Source organism: Desulfobulbus oralis, assembly GCF_002952055.1.
Lineage (GTDB): Bacteria > Desulfobacterota > Desulfobulbia > Desulfobulbales > Desulfobulbaceae > Desulfobulbus > Desulfobulbus oralis.
Genome location: NZ_CP021255.1, coordinates 2,656,289 through 2,679,326, shown reverse-complemented (window position 1 = coordinate 2,679,326; position 23,038 = coordinate 2,656,289). Strand labels below are relative to the sequence as shown.

General features: G+C 61.8%; 18 protein-coding genes and 1 pseudogene. 7 read left to right on the top strand and 12 right to left on the bottom strand.

The window, feature by feature from the left end:
- Window positions 1–285 precede the first annotated feature (285 nt).
- The 6 genes and pseudogenes from CAY53_RS11970 to minC all read right to left on the bottom strand — a co-directional run bounded on the left by CAY53_RS11970 (window position 286) and on the right by minC (window position 5,960).
- Window positions 286–1,614, bottom strand: coding sequence for an amidohydrolase family protein (locus tag CAY53_RS11970; protein WP_104937295.1), 1,329 nt, complete (start codon window positions 1,612–1,614; stop codon window positions 286–288).
- Window positions 1,611–2,459 carry a purine-nucleoside phosphorylase gene (locus tag CAY53_RS11965; protein ID WP_104937294.1) on the bottom strand — a complete coding sequence of 283 codons (849 nt, stop codon included), beginning with the start codon at window positions 2,457–2,459 and terminating at the stop codon, window positions 1,611–1,613. The genes CAY53_RS11970 and CAY53_RS11965 overlap by 4 nt, the downstream gene beginning before the upstream one ends.
- A complete protein-coding gene (thrC, locus tag CAY53_RS11960; protein WP_104937293.1) occupies window positions 2,456–3,856 on the bottom strand; it encodes a threonine synthase in 1,401 nt (466 codons plus the stop codon). The genes CAY53_RS11965 and thrC overlap by 4 nt, the downstream gene beginning before the upstream one ends.
- A gap of 128 nt (window positions 3,857–3,984) precedes the next feature.
- Window positions 3,985–4,233, bottom strand: a pseudogene (gene minE, locus CAY53_RS11955) (cell division topological specificity factor MinE); the annotation flags it as partial.
- Between the two features lie 9 nt (window positions 4,234–4,242).
- Window positions 4,243–5,055 (bottom strand): septum site-determining protein MinD, encoded by an 813-nt coding sequence (minD, locus tag CAY53_RS11950; protein WP_104937559.1) that lies wholly within the window; start codon window positions 5,053–5,055, stop codon window positions 4,243–4,245.
- 65 nt (window positions 5,056–5,120) lie between these two features.
- Window positions 5,121–5,960 (bottom strand): septum site-determining protein MinC, encoded by an 840-nt coding sequence (gene minC, locus CAY53_RS11945; protein WP_104937291.1) that lies wholly within the window; start codon window positions 5,958–5,960, stop codon window positions 5,121–5,123.
- Window positions 5,961–6,282: 322 nt separating this feature from the next.
- On the opposite strand from minC, the gene CAY53_RS11940 reads away from it, so the two are divergent.
- The 4 genes from CAY53_RS11940 to CAY53_RS11925 are packed head-to-tail and all read left to right on the top strand — an operon-like array spanning window position 6,283 to window position 10,568.
- Window positions 6,283–7,974 carry an MORN repeat-containing protein gene (locus CAY53_RS11940; protein ID WP_181040303.1) on the top strand — a complete coding sequence of 564 codons (1,692 nt, stop codon included), beginning with the start codon at window positions 6,283–6,285 and terminating at the stop codon, window positions 7,972–7,974.
- 20 nt (window positions 7,975–7,994) lie between these two features.
- Window positions 7,995–8,456, top strand: coding sequence for a DUF4177 domain-containing protein (locus CAY53_RS11935; protein WP_104937289.1), 462 nt, complete (start codon window positions 7,995–7,997; stop codon window positions 8,454–8,456).
- A gap of 26 nt (window positions 8,457–8,482) precedes the next feature.
- Complete coding sequence (locus CAY53_RS11930) at window positions 8,483–9,526, top strand: microcin C ABC transporter permease YejB (RefSeq protein ID WP_104937288.1); 1,044 nt, start codon at window positions 8,483–8,485, stop codon at window positions 9,524–9,526.
- Between the two features lies 1 nt (window position 9,527).
- Window positions 9,528–10,568 (top strand): ABC transporter permease, encoded by a 1,041-nt coding sequence (locus CAY53_RS11925; RefSeq protein WP_104937287.1) that lies wholly within the window; start codon window positions 9,528–9,530, stop codon window positions 10,566–10,568.
- A gap of 267 nt (window positions 10,569–10,835) precedes the next feature.
- Here CAY53_RS11925 and CAY53_RS11920 read toward each other — a convergent pair whose 3' ends face one another.
- From CAY53_RS11920 to CAY53_RS11910, 3 genes are all read right to left on the bottom strand, one after another.
- On the bottom strand, window positions 10,836–14,525 hold the full coding sequence (locus CAY53_RS11920; RefSeq protein ID WP_104937286.1) for a hypothetical protein: 3,690 nt from the start codon (window positions 14,523–14,525) through the stop codon (window positions 10,836–10,838).
- 39 nt (window positions 14,526–14,564) lie between these two features.
- Window positions 14,565–15,170, bottom strand: coding sequence for a GTP-binding protein (locus CAY53_RS11915; protein ID WP_017865884.1), 606 nt, complete (start codon window positions 15,168–15,170; stop codon window positions 14,565–14,567).
- 66 nt (window positions 15,171–15,236) lie between these two features.
- Complete coding sequence (locus CAY53_RS11910; protein ID WP_017865883.1) at window positions 15,237–15,635, bottom strand: roadblock/LC7 domain-containing protein; 399 nt, start codon at window positions 15,633–15,635, stop codon at window positions 15,237–15,239.
- A gap of 407 nt (window positions 15,636–16,042) precedes the next feature.
- Here CAY53_RS11910 and CAY53_RS13070 point away from each other — a divergent pair, with 407 nt between their 5' ends.
- Window positions 16,043–16,471 carry a thermonuclease family protein gene (locus CAY53_RS13070; RefSeq protein ID WP_181040301.1) on the top strand — a complete coding sequence of 143 codons (429 nt, stop codon included), beginning with the start codon at window positions 16,043–16,045 and terminating at the stop codon, window positions 16,469–16,471.
- 82 nt (window positions 16,472–16,553) lie between these two features.
- Here the strand turns inward: CAY53_RS13070 and CAY53_RS11900 are convergent, their stop codons facing one another.
- From CAY53_RS11900 to CAY53_RS11890, 3 genes are all read right to left on the bottom strand, one after another.
- Complete coding sequence (locus tag CAY53_RS11900) at window positions 16,554–17,711, bottom strand: citrate/2-methylcitrate synthase (protein WP_104937284.1); 1,158 nt, start codon at window positions 17,709–17,711, stop codon at window positions 16,554–16,556.
- A 66-nt stretch (window positions 17,712–17,777) separates the two neighbouring features.
- A complete protein-coding gene (locus tag CAY53_RS11895) occupies window positions 17,778–18,854 on the bottom strand; it encodes a D-alanyl-D-alanine carboxypeptidase family protein (protein WP_104937558.1) in 1,077 nt (358 codons plus the stop codon).
- Between the two features lie 65 nt (window positions 18,855–18,919).
- Window positions 18,920–19,729 (bottom strand): class I SAM-dependent methyltransferase, encoded by an 810-nt coding sequence (locus tag CAY53_RS11890; RefSeq protein WP_104937283.1) that lies wholly within the window; start codon window positions 19,727–19,729, stop codon window positions 18,920–18,922.
- An 83-nt stretch (window positions 19,730–19,812) separates the two neighbouring features.
- Between CAY53_RS11890 and kdsB the strand changes: the two genes are divergently transcribed.
- Window positions 19,813–20,562 (top strand): 3-deoxy-manno-octulosonate cytidylyltransferase, encoded by a 750-nt coding sequence (gene kdsB, locus CAY53_RS11885; protein ID WP_104937282.1) that lies wholly within the window; start codon window positions 19,813–19,815, stop codon window positions 20,560–20,562.
- Window positions 20,562–22,934 carry a gluconeogenesis factor YvcK family protein gene (locus CAY53_RS11880; protein WP_104937281.1) on the top strand — a complete coding sequence of 791 codons (2,373 nt, stop codon included), beginning with the start codon at window positions 20,562–20,564 and terminating at the stop codon, window positions 22,932–22,934. Before kdsB ends, CAY53_RS11880 begins: the two co-directional genes overlap by 1 nt.
- The last annotated feature ends 104 nt before the right edge of the window (window positions 22,935–23,038 follow it).

The window sequence follows — 23,038 nt, the reverse complement described above, 5'->3', positions numbered from 1 at the left end:
ACACCCTGCTGAGATGCCGTCAAGCACCTATCCCAGACAATGGCAGAAGCCATGCTCATGAGAGGCGTACTCTGCCAGCGATTGACGGGAGCAGAAAATTGGTGGTTTTCAGATGGCCAACATCTGCGATCACGCAACCATATCCACACCCTGTGATACAGGGTTATTTACTAAACTTGTTTCTATTTTATAGAATCACAATCTTGTATTCAAGTAATTGGGTGAATATTTTCCTCCTCCAGCCGTGGGCATCTCCGTTGGCCCTGTTTTCAGGCCAGGGGAGACTCAGGCTTGCCGTTTTTTCGCCACCCGGGCAAAGTGCCCGGCCAGTGCCCGTGCCTCTGCCATGATGCCGGCCTCGTCCAGGCTCAGCACTTTGCGGTCCTGCATGAGAAGGCGGCCGTTCACCATGCTGTGCAGCACATCGCTGCCCCTGGCCGCATACACGAGCTGCGACACCGGGTTATAGAGCGGGGTCAGATGCGGCTGATCCATGTCCACCACAATGCAGTCCGCCGCCTTGCCCTTCTGCAGACTGCCGATATGCGCTTCGGCGCCCAGGGCCCTGGCGCCCCCCAGCGTGGCCGCGTGCAGGCTTTCTTCGGCTGTGACCTGGAGCGGATCGCAGCGCCTGGCCTTGTGGATCTTTGCCATGACATTCATCTCGGCGAACATGTCCACCGTGTTGTTGGAGGCGCTGCCATCCGTACCCAGGCTCACGCAGATGCCGGCCTGCAGGAAGCTGTCAATCGGGGCGATGCCGGAACCCAGCTTCATGTTGGATTGCGGGCAGTGCGCTACCTTGACCCCGCGTCTGGCCAGCAACTGAGTGTCCGCCGCGTCTGGCGTGACGCAGTGGGCGGCCAAAAGCTTCGGCCCCAGAATGCCCAGCCGCTCCAGATGCTGAACCGGGCTGCTGCCGTAACGCTCGCGGCAGCTCTGGTCTTCTTCCGCATTTTCCGCAAGATGCAGGGCCAGCAGGACATCTTCCTGCCGGGCCAGCTCTGCCATTTGCACCAGGAGATCCGGTGAGCAGGTATAGACGGCGTGGGCCACGGAGATAGCATGAATCAGCGGGTGCTGTCGGAATCGGGCAATGAGGTCGCGGGTGAGCCGGACACCGTTTGCAGGCTCGCCATAACAGGGCGATGGAAAATCGTAAACAGCCTCGCCCAGCCAGGCGCGCATGCCGCTTTGCTCCGTGGCCTGCGCCACGGCTTCTGCAAAGAGGTACATGTCGCAGAAGCTGGTGGTGCCGGAGCGGATCATTTCGCAGCAGGAGAGCAGGGCGCCCACCCGCACCATATCGGCGGTGAGCGTGGCCTCCACCGGAAAGATGTAGTCCTGCAGCCACTCCATGAGGGGTAGATCGTCGGCCAGGCCGCGGAACAGGGCCATGGCCGCATGGGTATGCGTGTTGACAAGCCCCGGCATGATGAGACCATGGGGCGTGTGCAGGGCCCGCACTCCGGGATGGCGGGCTGCCAGTTCGGCGCGGGTGCCTATGGCGGCAATGCGGCCGTCTCTGGCGAGCAGGGCTCCGTCTTCGATGCAGGGATGGGCGGCGTCCAGTGTGAGCAGGTACCGGCCGCTGAGCAGAAGGGGCTGGGTCATGAGGCGGCAATGAAGTGGTGGATAAGCGCCCGCAGTCGTGGCTCGGCGGCCTGGGCCGCGGCCACGATGTCTTCGATGCGAATGGGCGTAAAGGCGTCCGAATCGTTGACGTTGGCGATCACGGAGAGCATGGCGACACGCATGCCGGCGTGCAGGGCGGTCAGCACTTCGGGGACAGAGGACATGCCAATGGCATCGCCGCCGATCTGCCTGAAATAGTGGGTTTCAGCCGGGGTCTCCAGGCTGGGGCCGGGCACACAGACGTACACGCCGCTGCGCAGACCCGGGAGCTGCAGCGCTGCGGCGCTCGCCATGAGCCCCTGACGCAGTCCGGCGTCGTAGGGCGCGGAGCAGTCGGGAAAACGCGGCCCCCACTGGTCCTGGTTGGGGCCGCGCAGCGGATTGTCGGGCAGGAGATTGATGTGGTCATTGGCCAGCATGATGTCGCCCGGACGAAAGGCCGGGTTCAGCCCGCCGCTCGCATTGGCGATGAGCGCCATGCGGGCGCCCAGCCGGGACAGGACCCGGATGGGAAAGCCCACCCTTTGGGCGCTGTGGCCTTCATAAAAGTGGAAGCGGCCCTGCAAGATGGCCAGATTCCTGCCGGCAAGCCTGCCCAGCCAAAGCTGGCCGCAATGGCTGGGCGCCGTGGTTTTGGGAAAATGCGGGAGTTCTGCGTAGGGAAAGCGCTGCGGCTCGGCCAGCGCACCGGCCAGTTCGCCCAGGCCGGTGCCCAGTTGGATGAGGATTTCCGGTGTTGCCCTCAGACGCGCTGCCAGAAAGGCGGCGCATTCCTCGACCTCCTGTCGGAACGCATGTGTGTCCTTCTGCCCGGTCGTGGTCATGATCCGGGTTTTTGCAGGGCATGGGCCACGACAAAGTTCCGCACCGCCTCCACATCCGCGTCCAGAACCTCACAGCGACTTTCCCTGTGGGCCAGTTCGGCAAGCTGGGGCGGCATGGGCGCTTCCCGGCCGATGGCCTTTTGCACCGAAGCGACGAACTTGGCCGGATGGGCTGTGGCCAGGCAGATCACGGGTCGCTCCTCCCGGCAGGCCATGGCCGCCCTGACGCCGACCGCCGTGTGGGGATCGAGCAGATAAGCGTGTTTTTGGTAAAACTCGGAAATGGTGGCAATGGTCTCGTCTTCAGAAACCGAGTGGGAACGGAAATCTTCGGCCGTACGCGCCCTGAAGCGCGAGAGGTCGAGACAGCCGCTTTGCGCGAATTGCTCCATGTCGGCCCTGAGCGCCGCGCTGTCGCCGTCGTGCAGATAGTACAGATAGCGCTCGAAGTTGGAGGCGATCTGGATATCCATGGACGGGCTGCTGGTCGGGATGACCTGGCTGCGGGAATAGTCGCCGCGCTTGACAAAGCGGGTCAGGATGTCGTTGGCGTTGGTCGCCAGGATCAGACGCTGGATGCAGCCCCTGGGCAGCAGGTTTTTCGCCACAAAGCCGGCGAAGATGTCCCCGAAATTGCCGGTAGGCACGGCAAAGTCCACGCTCCTGTGCCCCAGCCCGCGCAGCTTGAGATACGAGAACACGTAGTACACCACCTGCGCCAGGATCCGCGCCCAGTTGATGGAATTGACCGCGCCCAGGCAATAGCGGTCGCGGAAGGCGAGGTCGTTGAACAGGGTCTTGACAATGGCCTGGGCGTCGTCGAATGAGCCGCGCACCGCGATGTTGAACACGTTTTTGTCCAGCACCGTGGTCATCTGCAGGGCCTGCAGCGGGCTGGTGCGGCCGTGGGGGTGCAGGATGAAGATGTTGATGCCCGGCTTGCCGCGCACGCCGGCAATGGCCGCGCTGCCGGTGTCGCCGGAGGTCGCGCCCAGAATGTTCATGCAGCCGCCGCGCTGGCCCAGCACATGGGTAAAGAGGTTGCCCAGAAGCTGCAGGGCCACGTCCTTGAAGGCCAGGGTCGGGCCGTGAAAGAGCTCCAGGATGAACAGCTCTCCCTGCCGTCGCATGGGCGTGACCTGCGGGTGGTCGAAGTGCGCGTAGGCGCTTTCGATCAGCTCGTTGAGCGTCTGTCGCCCGATGTCGTCAATGAAGAGGGAGAGCAGCTCCAGCGCGAGTTGCTGGTAGCTGAAGCGCTGCCACTGTTCAAGCGTGGCCTCGCTGACCGAGGGCAGCCGTTCCGGCACGAGCAGGCCACCGTCCCTGGCCAGGCCCATCATGAGCGCATCCTGAAAGGGCAGGGGGGCGATGCCGCCTCTGGTGCTGATATATCGCATGGCTTGCTCCTGCCGTTTCGGCAGAAAAGGGAGAAGGCGCCTTAAAAGGGCGTCTCCTGGGTGGACTTGTAGGGCTTCTGCGGGGCCGGCGCCCGGTGCGGGGGCGGCTCGTCGCTGGGCTCTTCCACCCGCTCGGACAGGGAAATATTGATGCCCAGCATTTCGCAGTCATCCTCCTTGTCCAGGGAGACGTTGATCTGGTCTTCACTGATTTTGATGTACTTCCGGACCACTTCCAGAATGTCCTTTTCCAGCCTGGTCAGGAAATCCGGAGAACTGGCCGTGCGGCCGCCGTGAGCGACGATGATCTGCAGGCGCTCCTTGGCGATCTCCGCGGAACTCGGCTTTTTTTGACGGAAGAAGGAAAAAAGATCCAGTGCCATAGGTCACTCCTTGCCGAACAGCCTGCCGAAAAAGCCTTTTTTGGGCGCGTCCAGAAAGCGCTGGGGCTTGTCCGTTCCCAGGAAGCGGTCAACGATGTCAAAATAGGCTTCGCCGGCGTCATTCGGTTCGCAGAGCGTGAGGGGAATGCCCGCATTGGAGGCGATGACCACGTCTTTGGATTCCGGCACCACGCCCAGAAAGGGGATGGACAGGACTTCCTGAATGTCCGCGGCGCTCAGCATGTCGCCCTGACTGACCCGCTGGGCATCGTAGCGGGTGATGACCAGGTGCCGGGCCACGGGATCCAGCCCTTCCTCGGCCCTGCGGGTTTTGCTGTCCAGCATGCCGATGATGCGGTCGGAATCCCGCACCGAGGAGATTTCCGGATTGGTGACGACCAGGGCCTCGTCGGCAAAGTACATGGCGGCCATGGCGCCCTTTTCGATGCCGGCCGGAGAATCGCAGACCACGAAGTCGAAGCGCTCCTGCAGTTCGGCAATCACGCTGCGCACCCCCTCGAAGGACAGGGCGTCCTTGTTTCTGGTCTGCGAGGCGGGCAGGATGAAGAGCTTGTCCTCCCGCTTGTCCTTGATGAGCGCCTGGTTGAGCGAGCCTTCGCCGTGAATGACGTTCAGGAGGTCATAGACGACCCGGCGCTCGCAGCCCATGATCAGATCCAGGTTGCGCAGGCCGACATCGAAATCGACCACCACGGTCGAATAGCCGCGTTTGGCCAGGCCAGCGGCAAAGGCAGCGCTGGTGGTGGTTTTGCCGACTCCGCCCTTGCCGGAAGTGACCACCACCACGGTGGCCAGATTGCGTCCCTCGTCGCCTGCTGTGTTCGTGTCGCTCATGTGCTGCTCGAAATGTAAGTGGTGAATTACGGCTCAAAGGAGCCCAGAATATGAAAACGAAGGCCCGACTGGGACCAGCTCACGGCAAAACTCCGGTTGACCGCTCTGGGCGGGAGTTCCTCGTTGACCACGTATTCGCCGGCAATGGCCAGCAGTTCCGGGTTGCCCTGCAGGGCAAAGATGCGGGCATTGGTGTCGCCGTTCACGCCGGCGAGAGCCCGGCCGCGCAGCGGGCCGTACACGTGGATATTGCCCGCGGCAAAGAGTTCCGAGCCGGTGTTGACCGGGCCCATCACGATGAGATCGCCTTCGGCCGCGTTGATCTGCTGGCCTGCCCGAACCGGCCGGGTGATGACCAGAGGCGGCACGGCTGCCGGCTCTGCGGTACGGCGCTTGCCGGTTTCCGCTTTTGCCGCCGCGCTGTTCCGTTCCGGCTTGGGCTCCGGTTTGGGCTCCGGCTTTGGCTCCGGCCTGGTCATGGGTTCAGTTGCCTCCCGCTTCGGCGCATTGCCTGCCGCGGCCGACTGGCTGCCCTTTCCTGGCAGCCACAAAAGCCCCGTATTGGCGATGGCGTTTTGCAGGCCGGGCTGCGCCCCCTGCACACCCACAGGCATGACGCCCGCGCCGCGCAGATACCGCGCCAGATAGGCAAAGTCCAGCCCTTCGCGGGCGGTATCGTCCAGCGAGGCGACATCAATGAGAAGGGGGGCCCTGCTCAAAAAGGAGCCGGCTTCGTCAATTACTTCTTCCAGTTGGGGATACAGCACCCTGGGGTCACTGCTTTTCAGGTGCAGAACCACCACGGCAAGGGCGCTGCCCTTCAGCTCGAGGGCGTCGTGCGGTTTTGAAGACTGTGCCTGCTGCATGATGTGATGATAGCGCTTGCCCGGCCTTGCGCGACCAGGGCAGAGGATGGGGCTGTCCGGATTTTCGCGCCTACTATCACCTGTATTGCATTTTTTCGCAAGCCTTGATCACCACAGTGGCTGCCGGACCGATGCCGGCACCTGGGCTGCCAGCCCTGCCGCGATGCGGGCTGCGGTCGCTGAACCCGCCTGCCGAGCCGCATCTTTCCTGGTATTTTCGCGGGGAAACGGGTACAATCGCTCCCCTGTCAGCAAAGGCGCCAGGGAGGCGCCTGCGCCGGCCCGTTTTCATCCCGCCCCTTTTTTGGAGGAAGCGCGCACCGTGCGGCAAAGCTTGGTTATCCTGTCTCTGTTGCTGGCCTGTGCTCCACTGTTGCCGGCGGTGGACACGCAGGCCGCCTGTACCGCGGGAAACTGCCAGAACGGCAGGGGCGTGCTGACCGGGAAGAACGGTCTGGTCTATACCGGCGTCTTCAAAAAGGGCCTGCCCTGGGGCGAGGGTCGCCTGAGCCTGCCCGGCGGCACGGTGTATGTGGGTCACTTTGTCCATGGCGTTTACCACGGCAAGGGCACGCTGACCCGCAGTGACGGCAGCGTCTATCGGGGCACTTTTGATCGGGGCCGCCTGCACGGCAAGGGCATTCTGCTCTGCTCCGATGGCCGCGAGTATGTGGGCGATTTTCGCGACAACCTCATCGACGGCCACGGCCGGCTCCAGTATGCGGACGGTTCCTCCTACGAGGGCGCTTTCCTGAATGGGAAGCCCCAGGGCAGGGGCCTGAGGCGTTATCTGGATGGTTCGGTCTACGAGGGTGGATTCGTGGCCGGCCGCCGTGAGGGGCAGGGCCTTCTGCAGGGCTTCGACGGCTCCCGCTATGAAGGCGGCTTTGCAGCCGATCAGCCCGAGGGCGCCGGCGTGCTGCGGCAGGCTGACGGTTCCGTGCTGAGGGGCGGCTTTGTCCGGGGCCGGCTTGAGGGCGCAGGGACTGGAACCTGGCCGGATGGCCGCCGCTATGAAGGCGAATTTGTTCACAGTCTGCCCGAGGGCGAAGGTGAAATGCACTATGCGGACGGCGCCCGCTACCGGGGCCAATGGCTGGCCGGCAAGCGAAGCGGCAAGGGCCGCCTGGACTATGCCGACGGTCGCCGCTACCGGGGCCGTTTTGCCGACGACCGGCCGGTGGACGCCGGGCCGCCGGCTGCTGAGGAAGAGCGGGCTGAGGTTGCTGCTGGGGTCGAATCTCCGGCTCAGGAGCCTGCCGCTGCTGGGGAGAGTCCCCGGCAGCAGGCAAGCCCTCTGCCGTACATGAGCGTCCGCAGTCGCAGCGATGACGGCGCCGGCAAAGGCACGGCCGCACCGCGGAAAAAGACCGCCGGCTCGCCTCCGCAGGGCGGCCGGCTCTACACCCTGGATGGGGTCCTGTATCTGGATCGGGCGGCCACCCGGCCTTTCAGCGGCGAGGCTTTCAATACCTTTGCCGATGGCAGCAGCTACAGGGGGAGTTTCAAAAACGGTCTCATGGATGGTCAGGGGCTGTGGCACTCCGGCCAGGGCGACGAGTATCAGGGCAGCTTCAGGCAGGGCAAAAAACACGGTGAGGGCGTGTTGCGCCATGCCGATGGCCGGATCTATAAAGGCCATTTTGACAATGACCTCAAATCCGGCCAGGGCAGCATGCGTTTCCCGGATGCATCCAGCTATGAAGGCCAGTTCGCCCATGGCCGCTTTCAGGGCCGGGGCAGCTACCGTTTTTCGGACGGCAGCCGGTATGAGGGGGAATTCGACCGGGGCCTGTTCTCCGGTCAGGGCACGCTGACCTATGCGGGCGGCAAGAAATATGTAGGCGAATTCGCTCATGACCTGCCGGAAGGCGAGGGGGTGCTCACCGAGCCGGACGGCAGGGAGTACCGGGGCGGCTTTCGCCGGGGCAGGTGCGATGGCAGAGGCCGCATCATCTATCCGGACGGACGGAGCATTGACGTGCGTTTCGAGGATGGCCGGCAGGTGGAATAAGCTCCAGAGGAAAGGAAACGATGATTTGGGAATATAAAACGGTGCTCTTCGAGTTTTCCAAGGATGGTCTTTTAAGCAATCGCTACGTGGATGACGAGGAGTTGGAGCGCAATCTGAACCAGCTTGGACAGCAGGGCTGGGAACTGGTGAGCGTGGCCCTGCTGCAGGACGGTCTGCTGGCCTTTCTGAAAAGGCCTGAAGCCGATTCCGCGGCACTTTCCGGCCTCTCGCCCCGGCAGGATGGGGTGTTGCCCGCGAACACTCCGCCCATTGCCCCCCAGCAGGCGGGGCAGCAGCGCCCCCTGGCCCGCCAGTCGCCTCGCCTGTCGCTGCGCGGCGCCCATGCGGTCCGTCCGCCGCTGAGCCTCGATAACCTGCGCGAGCGGGTGCGGCAGGTGGAGGACCTGGCGCCCGGGCAGCGCGAGGAAGCCGGGGATTTGCCCCAGGACAACGACCGGATCGGCGGCATCCGCATTTCCTGATTCACGGCGCGTTTGCCCTGTCCTGCATGCTGGCCTATATCGTCAAACGCCTCCTGCTGATGATCCCGACGGTGTTCGGGATCATGCTGCTCACCTTTACGATCACCCAGTTCGTGCCTGGAGGGCCGGTGGAACGCATGGTCGCGCAGATGAGCGGTTATGGCGCGGGCGGCGAGACGGGCGGCGGAGCTCTGTATCAGGGCAAACGAGGGCTGGATCCGGAGCGGCTGGAGCAGTTGAACAGGCTCTACGGTTTCGACCAGCCGGCCATGACCCGTTTTTTCCGGATGATGCGTTCCTACCTGGTCTTCGACTTCGGCCAGTCCTATTACCACCATCAGAGTGTGGTGCAACTGGTCATCTCCAAGATGCCGGTGTCCATGTCGCTTGGCCTCTGGAGTTTTGTCATCGTGTACGCCACCTGCATCCCCTTGGGCATTGCCAAGGCGGTACGGGCAGGCAGCACCTTTGACGTGGCCACGACCACGGTGCTCCTGATCGGCTACGCCATCCCGGGTTTCGTGCTGGGCATTGTGCTGCTGGTGCTCTTCGGCGGCGGCAGTTTCTGGAGTTTTTTTCCCCTTCGCGGCCTGACCTCCGACAACTGGGCCGGGATGACGCTCTGCCACAAGGTGCTGGACTACCTCTGGCACATGGTCCTGCCGGTCCTGTCATCCACCGTGGGCAGTCTGGCGCTGATGACCCTGCTCACCAAAAACTCCTTTCTGGAAGACATCCGCAAGCAGTACGTCATCACGGCCAGAGCCAAGGGACTGAGCGATCATCAGGTGCTCTACGGCCACGTGTTCAGAAACGCCATCATCCCCATCATCACCGGCTTTCCAGGCAGCTTCATCACCGCCTTTTTTACCGGCAGCCTGCTGATTGAAACCATTTTTTCGCTCGACGGCATGGGCCTTCTGGCCTACCAGTCGGTCGTGAACCGGGACTATCCCGTGGTGCTGGGCACCCTGTACTTCTTTACCCTTCTGGGCCTGGTATCGCGGCTCCTGTCCGATCTGTCCTACGTGCTGGTGGATCCGCGCATCAGCTTCGAGAGCCAGGGCTGAGATGGCCAGCGCTGCATCCCAGTCCCCGTCTCGTCGCCGCTGGCGCCGTTTTGCCATGAACCGCCGCGGCTACTGGTCCTTGTGGATTTTTCTCTGCTTCTTTGGCCTGAGCCTTTTTGCCGAGTTCCTGAGCAATGACCGGCCTCTGGTGATCCGCTACCAGGGCCACTGGTACTTTCCCATCTGGCACGACTACGCGGAAACGGAATTCGGCGGCGACTTCGCCACTGCCGCCGACTATCGCGATCCCTATATTCTCGGTCGTCTGCGGGCAGAAGGCAATTTTGTCATCTTTCCCGTCAACCCGCACAGTTACAACTCGATCAATTTCTACATCAACCAGCCGGTGCCCTCGCCCCCCACCCGGGTCAATTACCTGGGTACCGATGACCGCGGCCGCGATGTGCTGGCGCGCCTCATCTATGGTTTTCGTCTGAGTGTGCTCTTTGGCCTGGCCCTGACCGTGGTGGGCACCTTTCTGGGGATTGTCGCCGGCGCGGTGCAGGGCTATTTCGGGGGTAAAACCGATCTCTTGCTGCAGCGTTTCATCGAGATCTGGAGCGCCATGCCGGAGTTGTATCTGCTCATCATCTTTGCCTCCCTCTTCAAGCCCAGCATGCTGCTCCTTTTGATCCTGCTCTCACTCTTTGGCTGGATGGGGCTCTCGGACTATGTCCGGGCCGAGTTCCTCAAGGGGCGCAATCTGGACTATGTGCGCGCGGCCAGGGCGCTGGGCGCCGGAAACCTGAGCATCATGTACCGGCACCTGCTGCCCAACTGCATGACGCCGGTCATTACCTTCCTGCCCTTCCGCATGTCTGGCGCCATCTTTGCCCTGACCAGTCTCGATTTTCTGGGTTTGGGCGTCCCCCCCTCCACACCCAGTCTGGGCGAACTCCTGGCCCAGGGCAAGGCCAATATCGATGCCTGGTGGTTGTCGCTCTCCACCTTTCTGGTGCTGGTCGGCACCCTGGTGCTTCTGATCTTCATAGGCGATGCCCTGCGCGACGCCTTCGATCCTAGGCAGACCCGGGACGAATAGGGCACAGGCGTGACCGGCGGGACCTGTGCCTTTTCCGAAAATTGCCCTGAGTATCCTGATGAGAAGGACTACAGGTCTCCTTTGTGCAGCGCTCGGGACTCCCCTGTATTCCAGTGAACGCGGCAAGCCTTGCCCTCCCCCGGCTGTTACGGGGTGGCCCTTGCGCCCTGACAGCAGGACTCCGCTCCCTTTATGCGCGCCTTGCCCACAAAAAAAAGGAGCCGGATCGCTCCGGCTCCTCGCTGCTTTTTTTGTGATGGGGCTGGGTTATCGCTGCCGCAGTTCGTCCTGAATCCGGGCCAATGTCCGCTCCATACTGGAACGGAAAGCGGAGAGTTCGCGGTGCAGCTCGCGGGCAGAAAGCGTCTCGTCTGCAGATGCTTCTTCTTCAGCCGCAGGTCTGGCCGTGGCCAGCAGGCCCTGTACCCACTGGGTGAAGGCGGTGACCGTTTCCAGGGGCATGTGCTCCCGGGGTTCGGCCAGCGACCTGTAGAGTCTGTCCATGACGGAAGCAGTCGCCGGAGTGCAGGGGCCCATCTGACCTGACAGCCCTGACAGGACGGTGTCCAGCATGCCGGCCGCAGCCATCTGCATCGGAGACAGCGCCACCGTGGAGCGCAGCGTCTGCAGTTGTTCCCGGGCCTCGCTCAGATGGCGGGGCGAGCACTGGCTCAGCAGAGCCGGCAGGGATGCCCCCAGAGTGGCGAGGGCGTCGACAGAAGATGGCGCTGTTGGGATTTCGGGGGCATCCTCGTTCAGGATTGCCTGGGTCTCTTCGCCTGACAGCAGCTCGTCCATGGCCAGGACGCTGTCCGCAGGCTCCGCAATCCAGACAGGCTCGGGCTGATCGATTGGAGCATCGCCTGCGGCCTCTGCCATATCCGGGTCGGCAAACAGGTCGTCTGCCGGTGTTTCAGCCGCAGCCCCGGCTTCTTCCGTACCGGGCAGCTCATCCACAAAGATTTCCTCTTCGGTGAATGCGAGCTCCTCATCCGGGATTTCCTCTATATCGTGGCCACTGAGGAGGAAATCATGCACTTCGGCACTGTCAACCAGATCGTCAAAGCTGCTGGGTGCCGGAGCAGGCTCCTGCTGATAGCTTTCGGCACTTTCTTCCTCGGACAGGGCAAAGGGAGCATCGTCGAGCGACAACCTGGGCTCTGTGCCGGGGGCAGGGGGCAGAGCAGCTTCCCGGGGCCCGGCGCTGGGACTCTCCTGGACCGCGGGTTCCGCCGCCGGCTCGGGAGAGAACGCCTGCTGGATCTCATCGGAAGGCAGATTGAAAAAATTGTCCAGCTGATTCTGGAAATCGGGCTCCGCCTCATCGTAGAGCATGCCCGCGGTCTTGCCGGTGACTTCGACATCCGACAGGGCGGCCACAATGTTGTCGTCAATGCTGCAGGAGGCAGGCTGAATGGCGCCCCCGTCATCCGGGATCAGCAGGGCCTCTCTGTCGCCGTCTGCTTCGATCGGCGCTGCAGCACCCTTGTCGGCAAAGCGTTCTTCTGCGTTCAGCGTTTTCTCCTCCGGTTCTGAAAATTCAAAGTGCGGGCTTACGTCTCCTCTCAGGGCCGACCTGGCATCGGCAGGACTTTCCTGCGCCGTAATGGGCGCCTTTTCATCCGAGCTGCCAAAGAAGTCGTCCAGCTCTGCCGAGAGTTCCCTGCCTTCGCCAGCGAAAAGAGCGGCGTCCTCAGGCGCTTCGACATCGGCCAGTGCAGCAGGCAGAGTCGCTTTCGCTTCTTGACCCCGCGTGTCGGCCAGGAGGGCGTCGTCGTCGGCAAGGACTGCCGGGGCAGCCGGTTCCCCGGCAAAGAAATCGGCGTCATCGGCGAACAGGGCATCCTCTTCACCGGGTAGCGGCTGGCCTGCTCCCGCCTGTTCATCCGAGCTGCCAAAGAAGTCGTCCAGCTCTGCAGAAAATTCCCGGTCTTCGGTCTCGAAAGACGCCGCGTCCGCAGGCCGCTCGACATCGGCCAGCGCGGCCGTGGCATCGGATGCTTCCCGGGTGAAAAGATCGGCTTCGTCAGCACCCAGCGGGGCCGATGCACTGCCGCTGTCTGCCGCCTTTTCGTCCGAGTTGCCGAAAAAGCCGTCCAGTTTGGCGGCGATCTCGCTGTCTTCCCTGTCAAAAAGCACTGCCTCTTCGGGCGGTTCAGCATCGGTCAGGGCTGCAGGCAGTTCATCATCGCTGGACGTGGGCGGAAAAAGAGCTGCCTCATCGTCATCGTCGAATGCTCTGTCCGCAGTCGCTGTGGTGGTCAGGGCGGGGGTGGCTTTATGCTGCTTGCGAGCCGCCTCGCCAAAGAAAAAGTCGAGTTTTTCGTTCAGTTCGGCCTGGGTTTCGGTGTCCAGCAAATCGTTATCCTCCTCAGTCAGCGCTGCCTCTTCCTCCACCTCGGTGAGGGCTGGCATGATCTCGTCGCGGCTCCCCAGGTAGCGGTCGCGAAAGCCATCGGAGACCTTGTCATCAACAGCCTCGAAAGCGCTCGCGGGCAACTCTTCGATCGGATATTCCTCTTCTGCACTGAGCATGGCCCGTTTCGGGTCATTGCCAAAAACATCGTCGATATCCTGGACCATGTCTGCAGAATCGGTGACCTTGTCCAGTCCGCCATTGTCGGAAAACTCTCCTGCAAGCGCCGTCTCGCCGGCAAACAGGGCTGCATCTTCGTCCGGAGTGGCATCAAGCGTATGGGCAACGCCATTATTATCAAAGAGTTCAAAGTCGTGATCGCTGTCCTCCGCCTCCTGGAGCGGTTCTGCTGCAGTCGTTGTCTGCAACGGCCGCATGTTCGCCGCTGTGGCGGGAGAGTCGGCATCCAGTTCCTGTCCTTCAAAGGACGGTAAGCCATCAATGGAAGCGACCGCTTCGTGCTCGTTGACCAGTTCGAACTCGCCGGTGTATGCCTGCTGCCCGGAAAATGGCGTTGTTTGCAGGGGAAGCGCTTCACGGGCTGCAGTCTGGGTCATGCTTGCCGGCTTGACCACATTTTCAAATTCCGGTATTGCCTCAACGGAGACTGGCTCTTTTTTGAGTTCAGCCCCTTCTCCGGCAGGGACGGAGCTGGTGGCGGCAGCCTGGTCATTCTGCGGAGCGATCAGGGATTTCAGATGGTTCAGGCGGTTGACCCGGTCCAGCAGAATATTTTTTTTCTGTTGCTGGTTGAGCGCTCCAGAGCCGGTATCCAGAATGCGCTCCAAACCGTCATGAAAGGCGTGCAGCAGATTGAAGACGCCTGGGTGGGCATGAGCGCGTTCGTCGGAAATATACCTGCCCAGGACCTGCATGCCATGAATCAGGAGCAGGGCGGCCTTGTTCTTGATTTGCACATCCCCCAAGACCTTGAGCGCCTCGGCAAACCGGGCCAGACTGTCGTCGGTGACCTCCCAGTCCAATTCGAGAATGGCGGCCTTGAACTGCCGCAGCGCGTTGCCTGCCTTGCCGGTCTCGCGTCCGCCGTTTAAACCTCTGACCTCTTCGTTCGCTGCCTCTTCCGCGAGTTTGATCTGGTACTGGAGCACATTGAATTTCCTGACGTCGTTCTGCAACATCTGGGTGATCTGTGCTTCGCCGAGATCAGGGGTGGAGAAGATTTTTTCGAAGTCGTAAAAGTAGGTCAGCAGTAATTTGATGGCATTGGGATGGGCATGGGCGCCACGCAGGCGAAGATATTTGCCAATTTTTCCCATGCCCTGCAGGTAGATGGTCGCGGCCCTGTCATCCTGCCAGTCAGGGGCCAGCTCGGCCAGTTCTTCGGCCAGCTCCTGCAGATATTCGTCGGTAATATCCCAGTCCAGCGACAGAATCACTGACTTGAGCCGGGTCAGTGGGGAAGAATCGTCACCAATGAACTGGAACAGATCGACCTCGCCTGTGTCGAAATTTTCATCCGCAAAGCGGGTCAAATCGTCATACTCGTTGACGTCTTCTGGTACATTCGTTTGGTTTGTCATATCCCGCAGCTACTGTCAGGGTTCACGGGTGAGGCCCGTTTACATCAGCTTTTTCTGAATGGAAAGCACAGTGAGAGAGATAATTTTTTTGAGGGTTTCCGGGACATTGTACCCGGTAATGGCACTGGCTTCAAAGTGGGGCGCTTTGAGTTTGCTGTTGAGATCCTTTTCCAGAATGGCAGTGGGGAGAATCGGTATGCCCTGATTTCGCAGATCCACCTTGTTGTACTGCAGAACCAGCGGCAGCCGGAAAATGGATTCATTGTACTCCACCAGATTTTCGTGCAACTGGTTCAGAGAGCGGATATTCTTCTCGCGCATCTGTTCCTGGGCATCTGCAACAAAAACAATGCCATCAACCCCCTTCAGGACCAATTTCCTGGTAGCATTATATTTAACCTGACCAGGTACGGTGTACAACTGAATTTTGAGGTCGTACCCCTTGATTTGCCCCATGTCGAAGGGGAGAAAGTCAAAAAACAGCGTACGGTCGCCATGGGTTTTCAGGCTGACCATCTCTGACTGAATCTGTTTTTGAAATTTTTTGTTGATGTATTCAAGATTCGTGGTTTTGCCGCCACGCCCTGGGCCATAATAGACAATCTTGACCTGAACGATCCGTTCCCTGAGATTTACGAAACTCACGACAGTCTCCTGATTGTGTATCGATTAAACCAAATTGCACACGATAGCAAGAGCAGGGAGGAAAGATCAGCCGTTTGCCCAGAGCTTTCTGATTTCTTCAATGGCTTCCACCACATTGAGTCGGAGATAGCCCAAAGAAATGGTTTTGCCAAACATGGTAATCAGCAGGAGTTCATCATCAATTTTCGAGAAATGAATGTTGCATTCCGTGCCCTTGTGGAAAAGCAGGGAGAATTCAGTTTCACCAACCAGCTTGGCCATGGCATCAACCGTGGCAAAGTTGCCGGCAGCCAAAGCGGCAAAGGAATAAACGTCATATTTTGTCTTGCCGTTTTCCTTCGCGGTGATGATATTGCCCGCCATATCGATGATAATGACACAATCAACGCCGATTCTGATCAATTTTTCATTGAGAATCTTGTCGATTTGCTCCAGCTGCTCCTGACTGACAACGCCATAATTCATAGAATTACCTCATGACATGCGATCTTGTAAGACAAAATGGACTCAGACTCATCTCGCCCGGATCGGTCAATTTTGCCATGCCGAAACGATAGGCGCCTGTGTGCCCGGGCTTGACACTACATGCATTTTATCCCAAAAAGTACGATACTATACGCGACACGCAGGCCGATATGAAGTTTTTTTTGCGTCATATTTTTATTTTCCCGATTTCGCTGCGCATCGGAGTCAGGCCACGGATCAGTTGTGGCCATTTTCCGGGAAGGGGAGGCAGAATGCAAGCTGAGAAACGAAAAATTATTTTTTTGTTGTCTTTTTGTAGCCTCTTTGTACTTGTTGCCTGGCCGGCTGCCGGGCGGGTTGGCTTTTTTGAGGGGAACAGCGATACGGAAAGGCCCGGGCAGGGCAGTGTGTGGACGGCACAGGTCGTCAGTCTGGCAGATGGGGATTCCTTCCAGGTGCGGCGCAGTGGCAAAACGCTGCGCGTGCGCCTGCACGGCATTGACAGTCCGGAGCTTCGGCAAAGCTATGGCCGGGCAGCGCTGCAGGCTGCCCGGCATTTGCTGGCAGGTCGTGAGGTGGTGCTGCAAACCGTATCCAGGGATTCCTATGGCCGCGTGGTAGCGCTGGTCTGGGCTGACGGCCGGCTGGTCAACCGCGAGATGGTGCGATGCGGGGCTGCCTGGATGTATCCGCATTTTTGCAAGTTTCCCAGCCTGTGCGGTGAATGGGCCCGCTTGCAGGACGAGGCCCGCTCCGCCCGTTTGGGACTGTGGCAGGAACCAGACCCGGCGCCACCCTGGGCATGGCGGAAAATGCATCCCCGGGAGCGCTGGTGACCGCCTGACCCGCGTCATCTGGCGCATAACAGGTCATTGTATGTCCATGGTCACAGCATGACAAGGCCCTGTGAGCCCAGCTTCAGGAGCGGGCGCTGATATCGACGTAGGGCGTCAGTGACGGCCCGACGTAGTTGGCGGTTGGCCTGATGAGCCGGTTGTTTTTCAATTGCTCCAGGATGTGGGCCGTCCAGCCCACGACGCGGCTGATGGCGAAAATGGGGGTGAACAGCTCGCTGGGGATGCCCATGGCGTTGTAGAGCGTCCCGGAGAAGAAGTCCACATTGGGGAAAACCTTGGTGTTCGCCAGCATGGTTTTCTCCACCTCCTCGGCAATTTCAAAGTAGTGGGTATTGCCGGTCATGGTGGTGATTTTCCGGGCGGTTTCCCTGAGGGCCGTGGCGCGTGGGTCTTCGCAGCGGTAGACCCGGTGGCCGAAACCCGGAATCTTTTTCTTTTCCGAGAGCCGCTGCTTGACCCAGGAATCGGCCCGGGCCGGATCGCCGATTGCATCCAGCATGTTCATGACCTCGGCGTTCGCGCCGCCGTGCAGCGGTCCTTTCAGGGCTGCAATGGCGCTGGTGATGCACGAATAAATGTCGGTCAGGGTGGCAGCCACGACCCGCGCGGTGAAGGTGGACGCGTTCAGCTCATGGTCGGCATGCAGAATGAGCGCGCTGTCCATGGCCCTGACCATGACCGGATCGGGCTCCTTGCCGGTCAGCGTGTAGAGGAAGTTCATGGCAATGCCGCTGTTGCTGCGCGGTTCGATGGGCTCCATGCCGTTTCGCAGACGCTGATAGGAGGAGATGATCAGCGGCATGCGTTCGGTGATGCGCTGGGCCTTGCGCATGAGGGCGTCCAGGCGGGTGACGCCGCTGTCCGGATCCCAGTGACCCATGGAGGATACGGCGGTGCGCAGGATCTCCATCGGCGTGGCGACATGGGGGAACATACGCATAATCATGACCGTTTCCACGGGCAGGCGCATGGACCCGGTGAAGCCGTCCAGAAAGGCCTCGAACTCGCTTAAGCCCGGCAGCCGGCCGTACCAGAGCAGGTAGGCCACCTCCTCGAAGGTGGAATGCCGGGCCAGCTCTACCGCATCGTAGCCCCGGTAGAGCAGTTGCCCTGCCTGGCCATCGATCAGCGAAATGCCCGAGTTGCAGGCCACCACATCGGCAAGCCCCGCTTCGCTGACCTGCTTTTCACTGCTTTCACTCTTTTTGTTATCTGTCATGACTGAGTTTTCCTGTGCAAATTTTGATATGAAACGCCTCTAAAAGGTCTTTTGCAGGGCGGATGTCTAACGCCTGCGGAGATACATGCCTCTGCTCCGTTGGTTGCGCAGATAGCGGCCGGCGGCCAGAATGATGCCGACAAAAACGAGCAGTCCGATCCCCAGGCCGAGGAAGAATTTGCCCCAGCCTGCGGATAAGGGGCCCCTGGCCGCCGGTTTTTCCTCCACGGCCGGCGCAGCCTCCTGCGGCGCCGACGGCAGGTGCTGCGGCTGGGCAAGCTGCGAGGCCTTGGGGGCTTCTGTTCTGGGCGGCAACCTGGCCAGAGAGGTGCGCAGAATTTCCAGTGCCTTGGCGTCCCGTTCCTTGGCGCTGGCACTGCCCATCACAAGCGTAATCACCCTTTGTCCGTTCTGCGGGGCGGTGGCGGCGATGGAATAGCCGGCCTGCCGGAAGTAGCCGGTTTTCAGGCCATCCACGCCCGGAGCCAGGCCGAGCAGCTTGTTGTGATTGTGCATGATGAATTGGTCATTGCGAAAGCCCCGGGTGATGGTGCTGGTATAGTGCAGGGCATTGGGCCGTTTGACCAGCTCCCGGCAGAGGATCGCCATATCCCGGGCCGTGGTCACGTCCGGCTCTTGGCCTTTGCCGGGCGGCAGGCCGTGTTCGCTGTGAAAGGTGGTATGCGTCATGCCCAGTTCCTGCGCGGTCTGATTCATCAGCCCGACAAAGGCCTCCCGGGAACCGGCGATGTGAATGGCCAGCGCGGTGGCGGCATCGTTGGCCGATTGCACCATGAGGGCATAGAGGAGTTCCTCCACCGGGAACTGTTCCTTTTCGTCCAGATAGACCTGGGACCCGCCCATTCCGGCCGCCTCCGGCGTAACCTGCACCATGTCGCTCAGCGCCAGTTTTCCTGATTCTATACGGCTGAGCACGATGTAGAGATCCATTAGTTTGAGGACACTGGCCGGATAGACCTGGGCATCGGCATTGTCTTCAAAAAGGACTTCGCCGGTTTCCGCGTTGATGCTCAGGGCCGAGCAATAGGGCGTTTTGGCGATGCCCGGGGCAGGCGCAGCCGGAGCGCTGCCTGCAGGGCAAACGAGACCAAGAACAAAAAGAACCGGAATCAGCACTTTCATGATCACCACTCCAAGCCTGGCAAAGTTGTTGAAACCTTCGAACATACCCGGCAGGTACGGCGCTGTCAATGCGTCTGGGGACCGGGCAGGACCAGACAGTCAATGCGGATGGCCCGGCCGGTGAACGAATGGGAGGCTTTGATGCCGGCAAGACAGGCGCCCTTGAGCGGCCGCTTGACCAGCACCTTGCGGGGCCGGGCCGCAATGGCCGCCATGAGGAGCGCGGCTTCGTCCGCGCAGGGGCAGGCCAGCATCTGGAGCAGCTGGAGCTTTTTCTTGACCAGAGCGCTCTTGTGGCGGGCCGGAAACATGGGGTCCAGCAGGATGACATCGGGTGGGGCGGGCAGTTTGGGCAGGGCCGTGCGGCTGTCGGTCTCGTGGAGCTGCATCCGGCTGACCACCGGGGCCAGTGCCGGCACGCCGGCCGCCCTGTCCAGGGCATCGGCAAGCAGGGCCGCGATCACCGGATTGGACTCGTAGAGCTGCACCGAAAATCCGGCGGCTGCCAGCAGCATGGCGTCTTCGCCCAGTCCGGCGGTGGCGTCAATGGCCACCAGCCGGCCTGTTGGGCGTCGGATCCGGGCAGCCCGTACCAGCAGTTCACGCTGGAGACTGCCTGGCTGCAGGCGCGGCAGCATCCGGGTGAAATCGCCTCTCAGACACAGCACATCTGCCCCGCCGCGGGTGCAGCACAACTCAAGACCATGGGCGCCGAAGCGCAGTGCCAGACCATGGGCGGGCTGCCCCTGCGCCATCGGCAGGCCGAGCCGTTCGGCCAGCCGCCCGGCCTGTATCCTGTCCGCGCCGCTGTCTGCCCAGACGCTCAGGGCAGCCGTTTCCTCCAGGCTTTTCAGTGGCCAATGTTCCTTGATCATTGCCTTTTTCCCCTCCTCCCGTTAAGGTGATTCCGCTCGTTCCGCAGTAAAAAAGCCGACCACTTCTCCATCCCCGAACGCCCATGAGCCCATCTGTTTCCGTCATTATCCCGTCCCGCTATCAGAGCAGCCGCCTCGCGGGCAAACCACTGGTTCTGATCGCCGGCAAACCCATGATCCAGCACGTGGTCGAGCGCGCGTCCGCCTCGCCCCTGGTCAGGCAGGTGGTGGTGGCCACCGATGACGAGCGCATAGCGGATGCGGTCGCGGCCTTTGGCGGCAGCTTTGTCATGACGAATATCGGGCACAAAAGCGGCACCGACCGCCTGGCCGAGGCGGCCGGCAAGCTCGGTCTCTCCGACGACGATATCGTGGTCAATGTCCAGGGCGATCAGCCCCTGTTCGCGCCGGCCATCCTGGCCGAGGTCGTCCAGCCGCTGCTGGACGAGCCGGAACTGCCCATGGCCACCCTTGTCTACAGGATCACCCGGCCCGAAGAAATAACCAATCCCAATCACGTGAAAACCGTGTTTGACCGAAGGGGCCGGGCGCTCTACTTTTCCCGCTCGCCGATTCCCTGCTTTCGCGACGGCAACCAGCTCGAGGCCCCCAGCTACCGGCATCTGGGCTTTTACGCCTACCGCAAGCAATTCCTCGACACCTTCGTGGCCCTGCCCATGGGCCAGTGGGAGCGGCTGGAGAAGCTGGAACAGCTTCGTGCCCTGGAACACGGCTACACCATCCGCGTGGCGCTGACCAGCCACGACTCCATCGAGGTGGACACGGCCGCGGATGTCGACCGGGTGGAGCAGATGCTGGCCCAGGGGTGGTAATGCGGGACTGCGCCCGGTCGGCCGCCGAAATCCTGGCCCAACTGCGTACGGCCCGCTACACGCCGCTCGACCTTTTTGCAGACAACAGCGCCGAGGAGCGGTTGGTGTCCCTGCTGCTGGGCGGCGCCATGAAGTCTGTGTCGCCCGATCTTTTGGGCCTCTTCGGCCGTTTTCGCGAGCAGATGGAGGGCATCGACACCTCTGGCGTCAAGGTCGTGGTCTTTGGCGGCGGCACGGGCCTGGCCACCATCGTGGGCGGTGATTCCCGGCGCGAGGACTGGCCCGAACGCCCCTTCACGGGCCTGAAGCAGTACTTTTCCGATCTGCACAGCGTGGTCTGCGTGACCGATGACGGCGGTTCCACGGGCGAATTGCGCAAGACCCTGCCGCTCGTGGCCCTGGGCGATCTGCGTCACGTGCTCCTGGCCGCTGTCCGGCGGGACGCCCTGATCCGGATCTACGCGCTCTCCGAGGCCGGGGCCGGTCAACTGGCGCTGAACCTGCACCGTCTCTTCAACTACCGTTTTTCCGTGCCGCCCAAGTCGGCCGGGGCGCTGCTGAGCGCGTCCGGCCTGCGGCCGGATGCCTTGCCCGGCCCGCTTCGCGAGCTGCTCTTGCCGCTTTTGGAGTCGCTCTTCCTCGATCCGCGCCTCAGCCCGGTTTTGGCCTATCCCCAGTGTCTGGGCAATCTGCTGCTGGCTGCGGCCATCTACCGGCATCTGCGGCTTAAGGACAGTGCCGGGGGCAGCTTCGCCTTGGCCCGGCAGCCTAACGACCTGCAGCAGGCCACGATACAGGGCCTGGCCGATCTGGCGCGTGCGCTGGGCGTGCAGGAAGACGCTGTGCTGCCTGCAGCACTCACGCCGGCCGAACTCAGTCTTTTGTACAGCAACGGCGTACTGTCCACCAGCGAAGACAAGTCCAGCGCTGTGCGCCGTTTTTACCCGGTGGACCGCGTCATGACCGCGTTTTGCGGCGAGGCGGCGCTGCATCCCGGACTGCTGGGCCTCATTGCCGAGGCGGATATCCTGCTCTTTGCCCCGGGCAGTCTCTATACCTCCATCATCCCGATTCTGCAGATTCCGGGCGTGGCCGGAGCCATCCGCGCCAACCACCGGGCCCTGAAGCTGCTGGTGGCCAACATCTGGGTGCAGATGGGCGAGACCGACGCCACCCGGGAAGCGCCGGAACGGAAATTCTATGTTTCCGACATGGTCACCGCCTATCACCGCAACATCCCGGGCGGCGTGCAGGGGCTCTTTTCCCATGTCATCGCCCTCGACATGGCGGACATTCCGGGCTCGGTGCTGCAGGGCTACGCGCTGGAGGCCAAGGAGCCCATCATGGTGGATCGCGGCCGCGTGCAGGAACTGGGCTTTGGGCTGATCGAGGCGGCGGTCTTCTCCCGCCCGCTGCTGAGCCGGCAAAAGCGCATTCAGCACGATCCGGACGCCCTGGCCCGGACTGTGAAGGCCCTCTGGCTGTTGCGCCATGTGGGACTGCTGAAACAGCCCGCGGCCACCCGGCCCCTGCAGGATCTGCCCCCGGCCGGCGCGCCGCACCGCACCGTGCCCAGGCTCGTGCCCTGCGAGCGCTACGCCCGGATGCGGCAGCGGCTTGCCGCTCTGGGCATTGGCCGTGTCGATACCATGGTCCAGGCCGAGACCGAATCCCCGGCGCCGCTCACGCCCGGCAAAAGACAGGCGCTGCTGCAGGCGCTCCTGGCCATTCTCTGGCGGCATCCGGACATTCCCCTGGAGCATTTGGCCGAGCCGCAGAAGATCTGGCTCGTGGATACCACGGTCTGGAAGTACGCCCAGGAATGGGACAATATCGTTTCCACCTATCAGCCCGAAACCCGCCGGATCCTGATCCGCGACGATCAGGTGAGGGACGGCAGGATGCTGGAGAGCGCCTTCCTGCAGGCCCTGGGCCAGTCGCTTCTGGGCAACTATGCGGCCCAGAAGAGCATGGAGCCGCTGCTCTTTCGCGGCAGCCCGGTGGGGCTGGTCTATCGCCTGCAGATGGCGGAGCCGGAGCGGCTCAAAAGTTTTCTGAAATGGAGCGACATCGGCTCCTATCTGCAGCTTATCCGGATGCGGCCCAGCGCCACGGAACAGGGGGTGTTCACCCGGGCGGTGAACCTTGCCGAAGGCTTCACGCCGCCGGGGCTCTATTTTGGGCTTTTTTATGCCTGGTATCTGGACAATGCGCTCGCGCCCACCATCGAGTACAAGATGGCCATCATGCGCAATGCCCGCGCCAGCATGATTGCAGAGCAGGCCCGCATGAGCCGGCGCCGCGGGGATACCATCGACTTTTTCCGTGAGAAGGTCTTCCGGCAGGGAGCGCTGCTGTCCGCCGCCCGCTGAGTGCCCGCTCCAGCCGCAGCCCGGGCCGGCGCTTTTCCTCCGTCAGCCCAGGCAGGATGGCGGGCATCCTGCTTGCGGCCGCCGGAACACCGGCGTTCACGGCG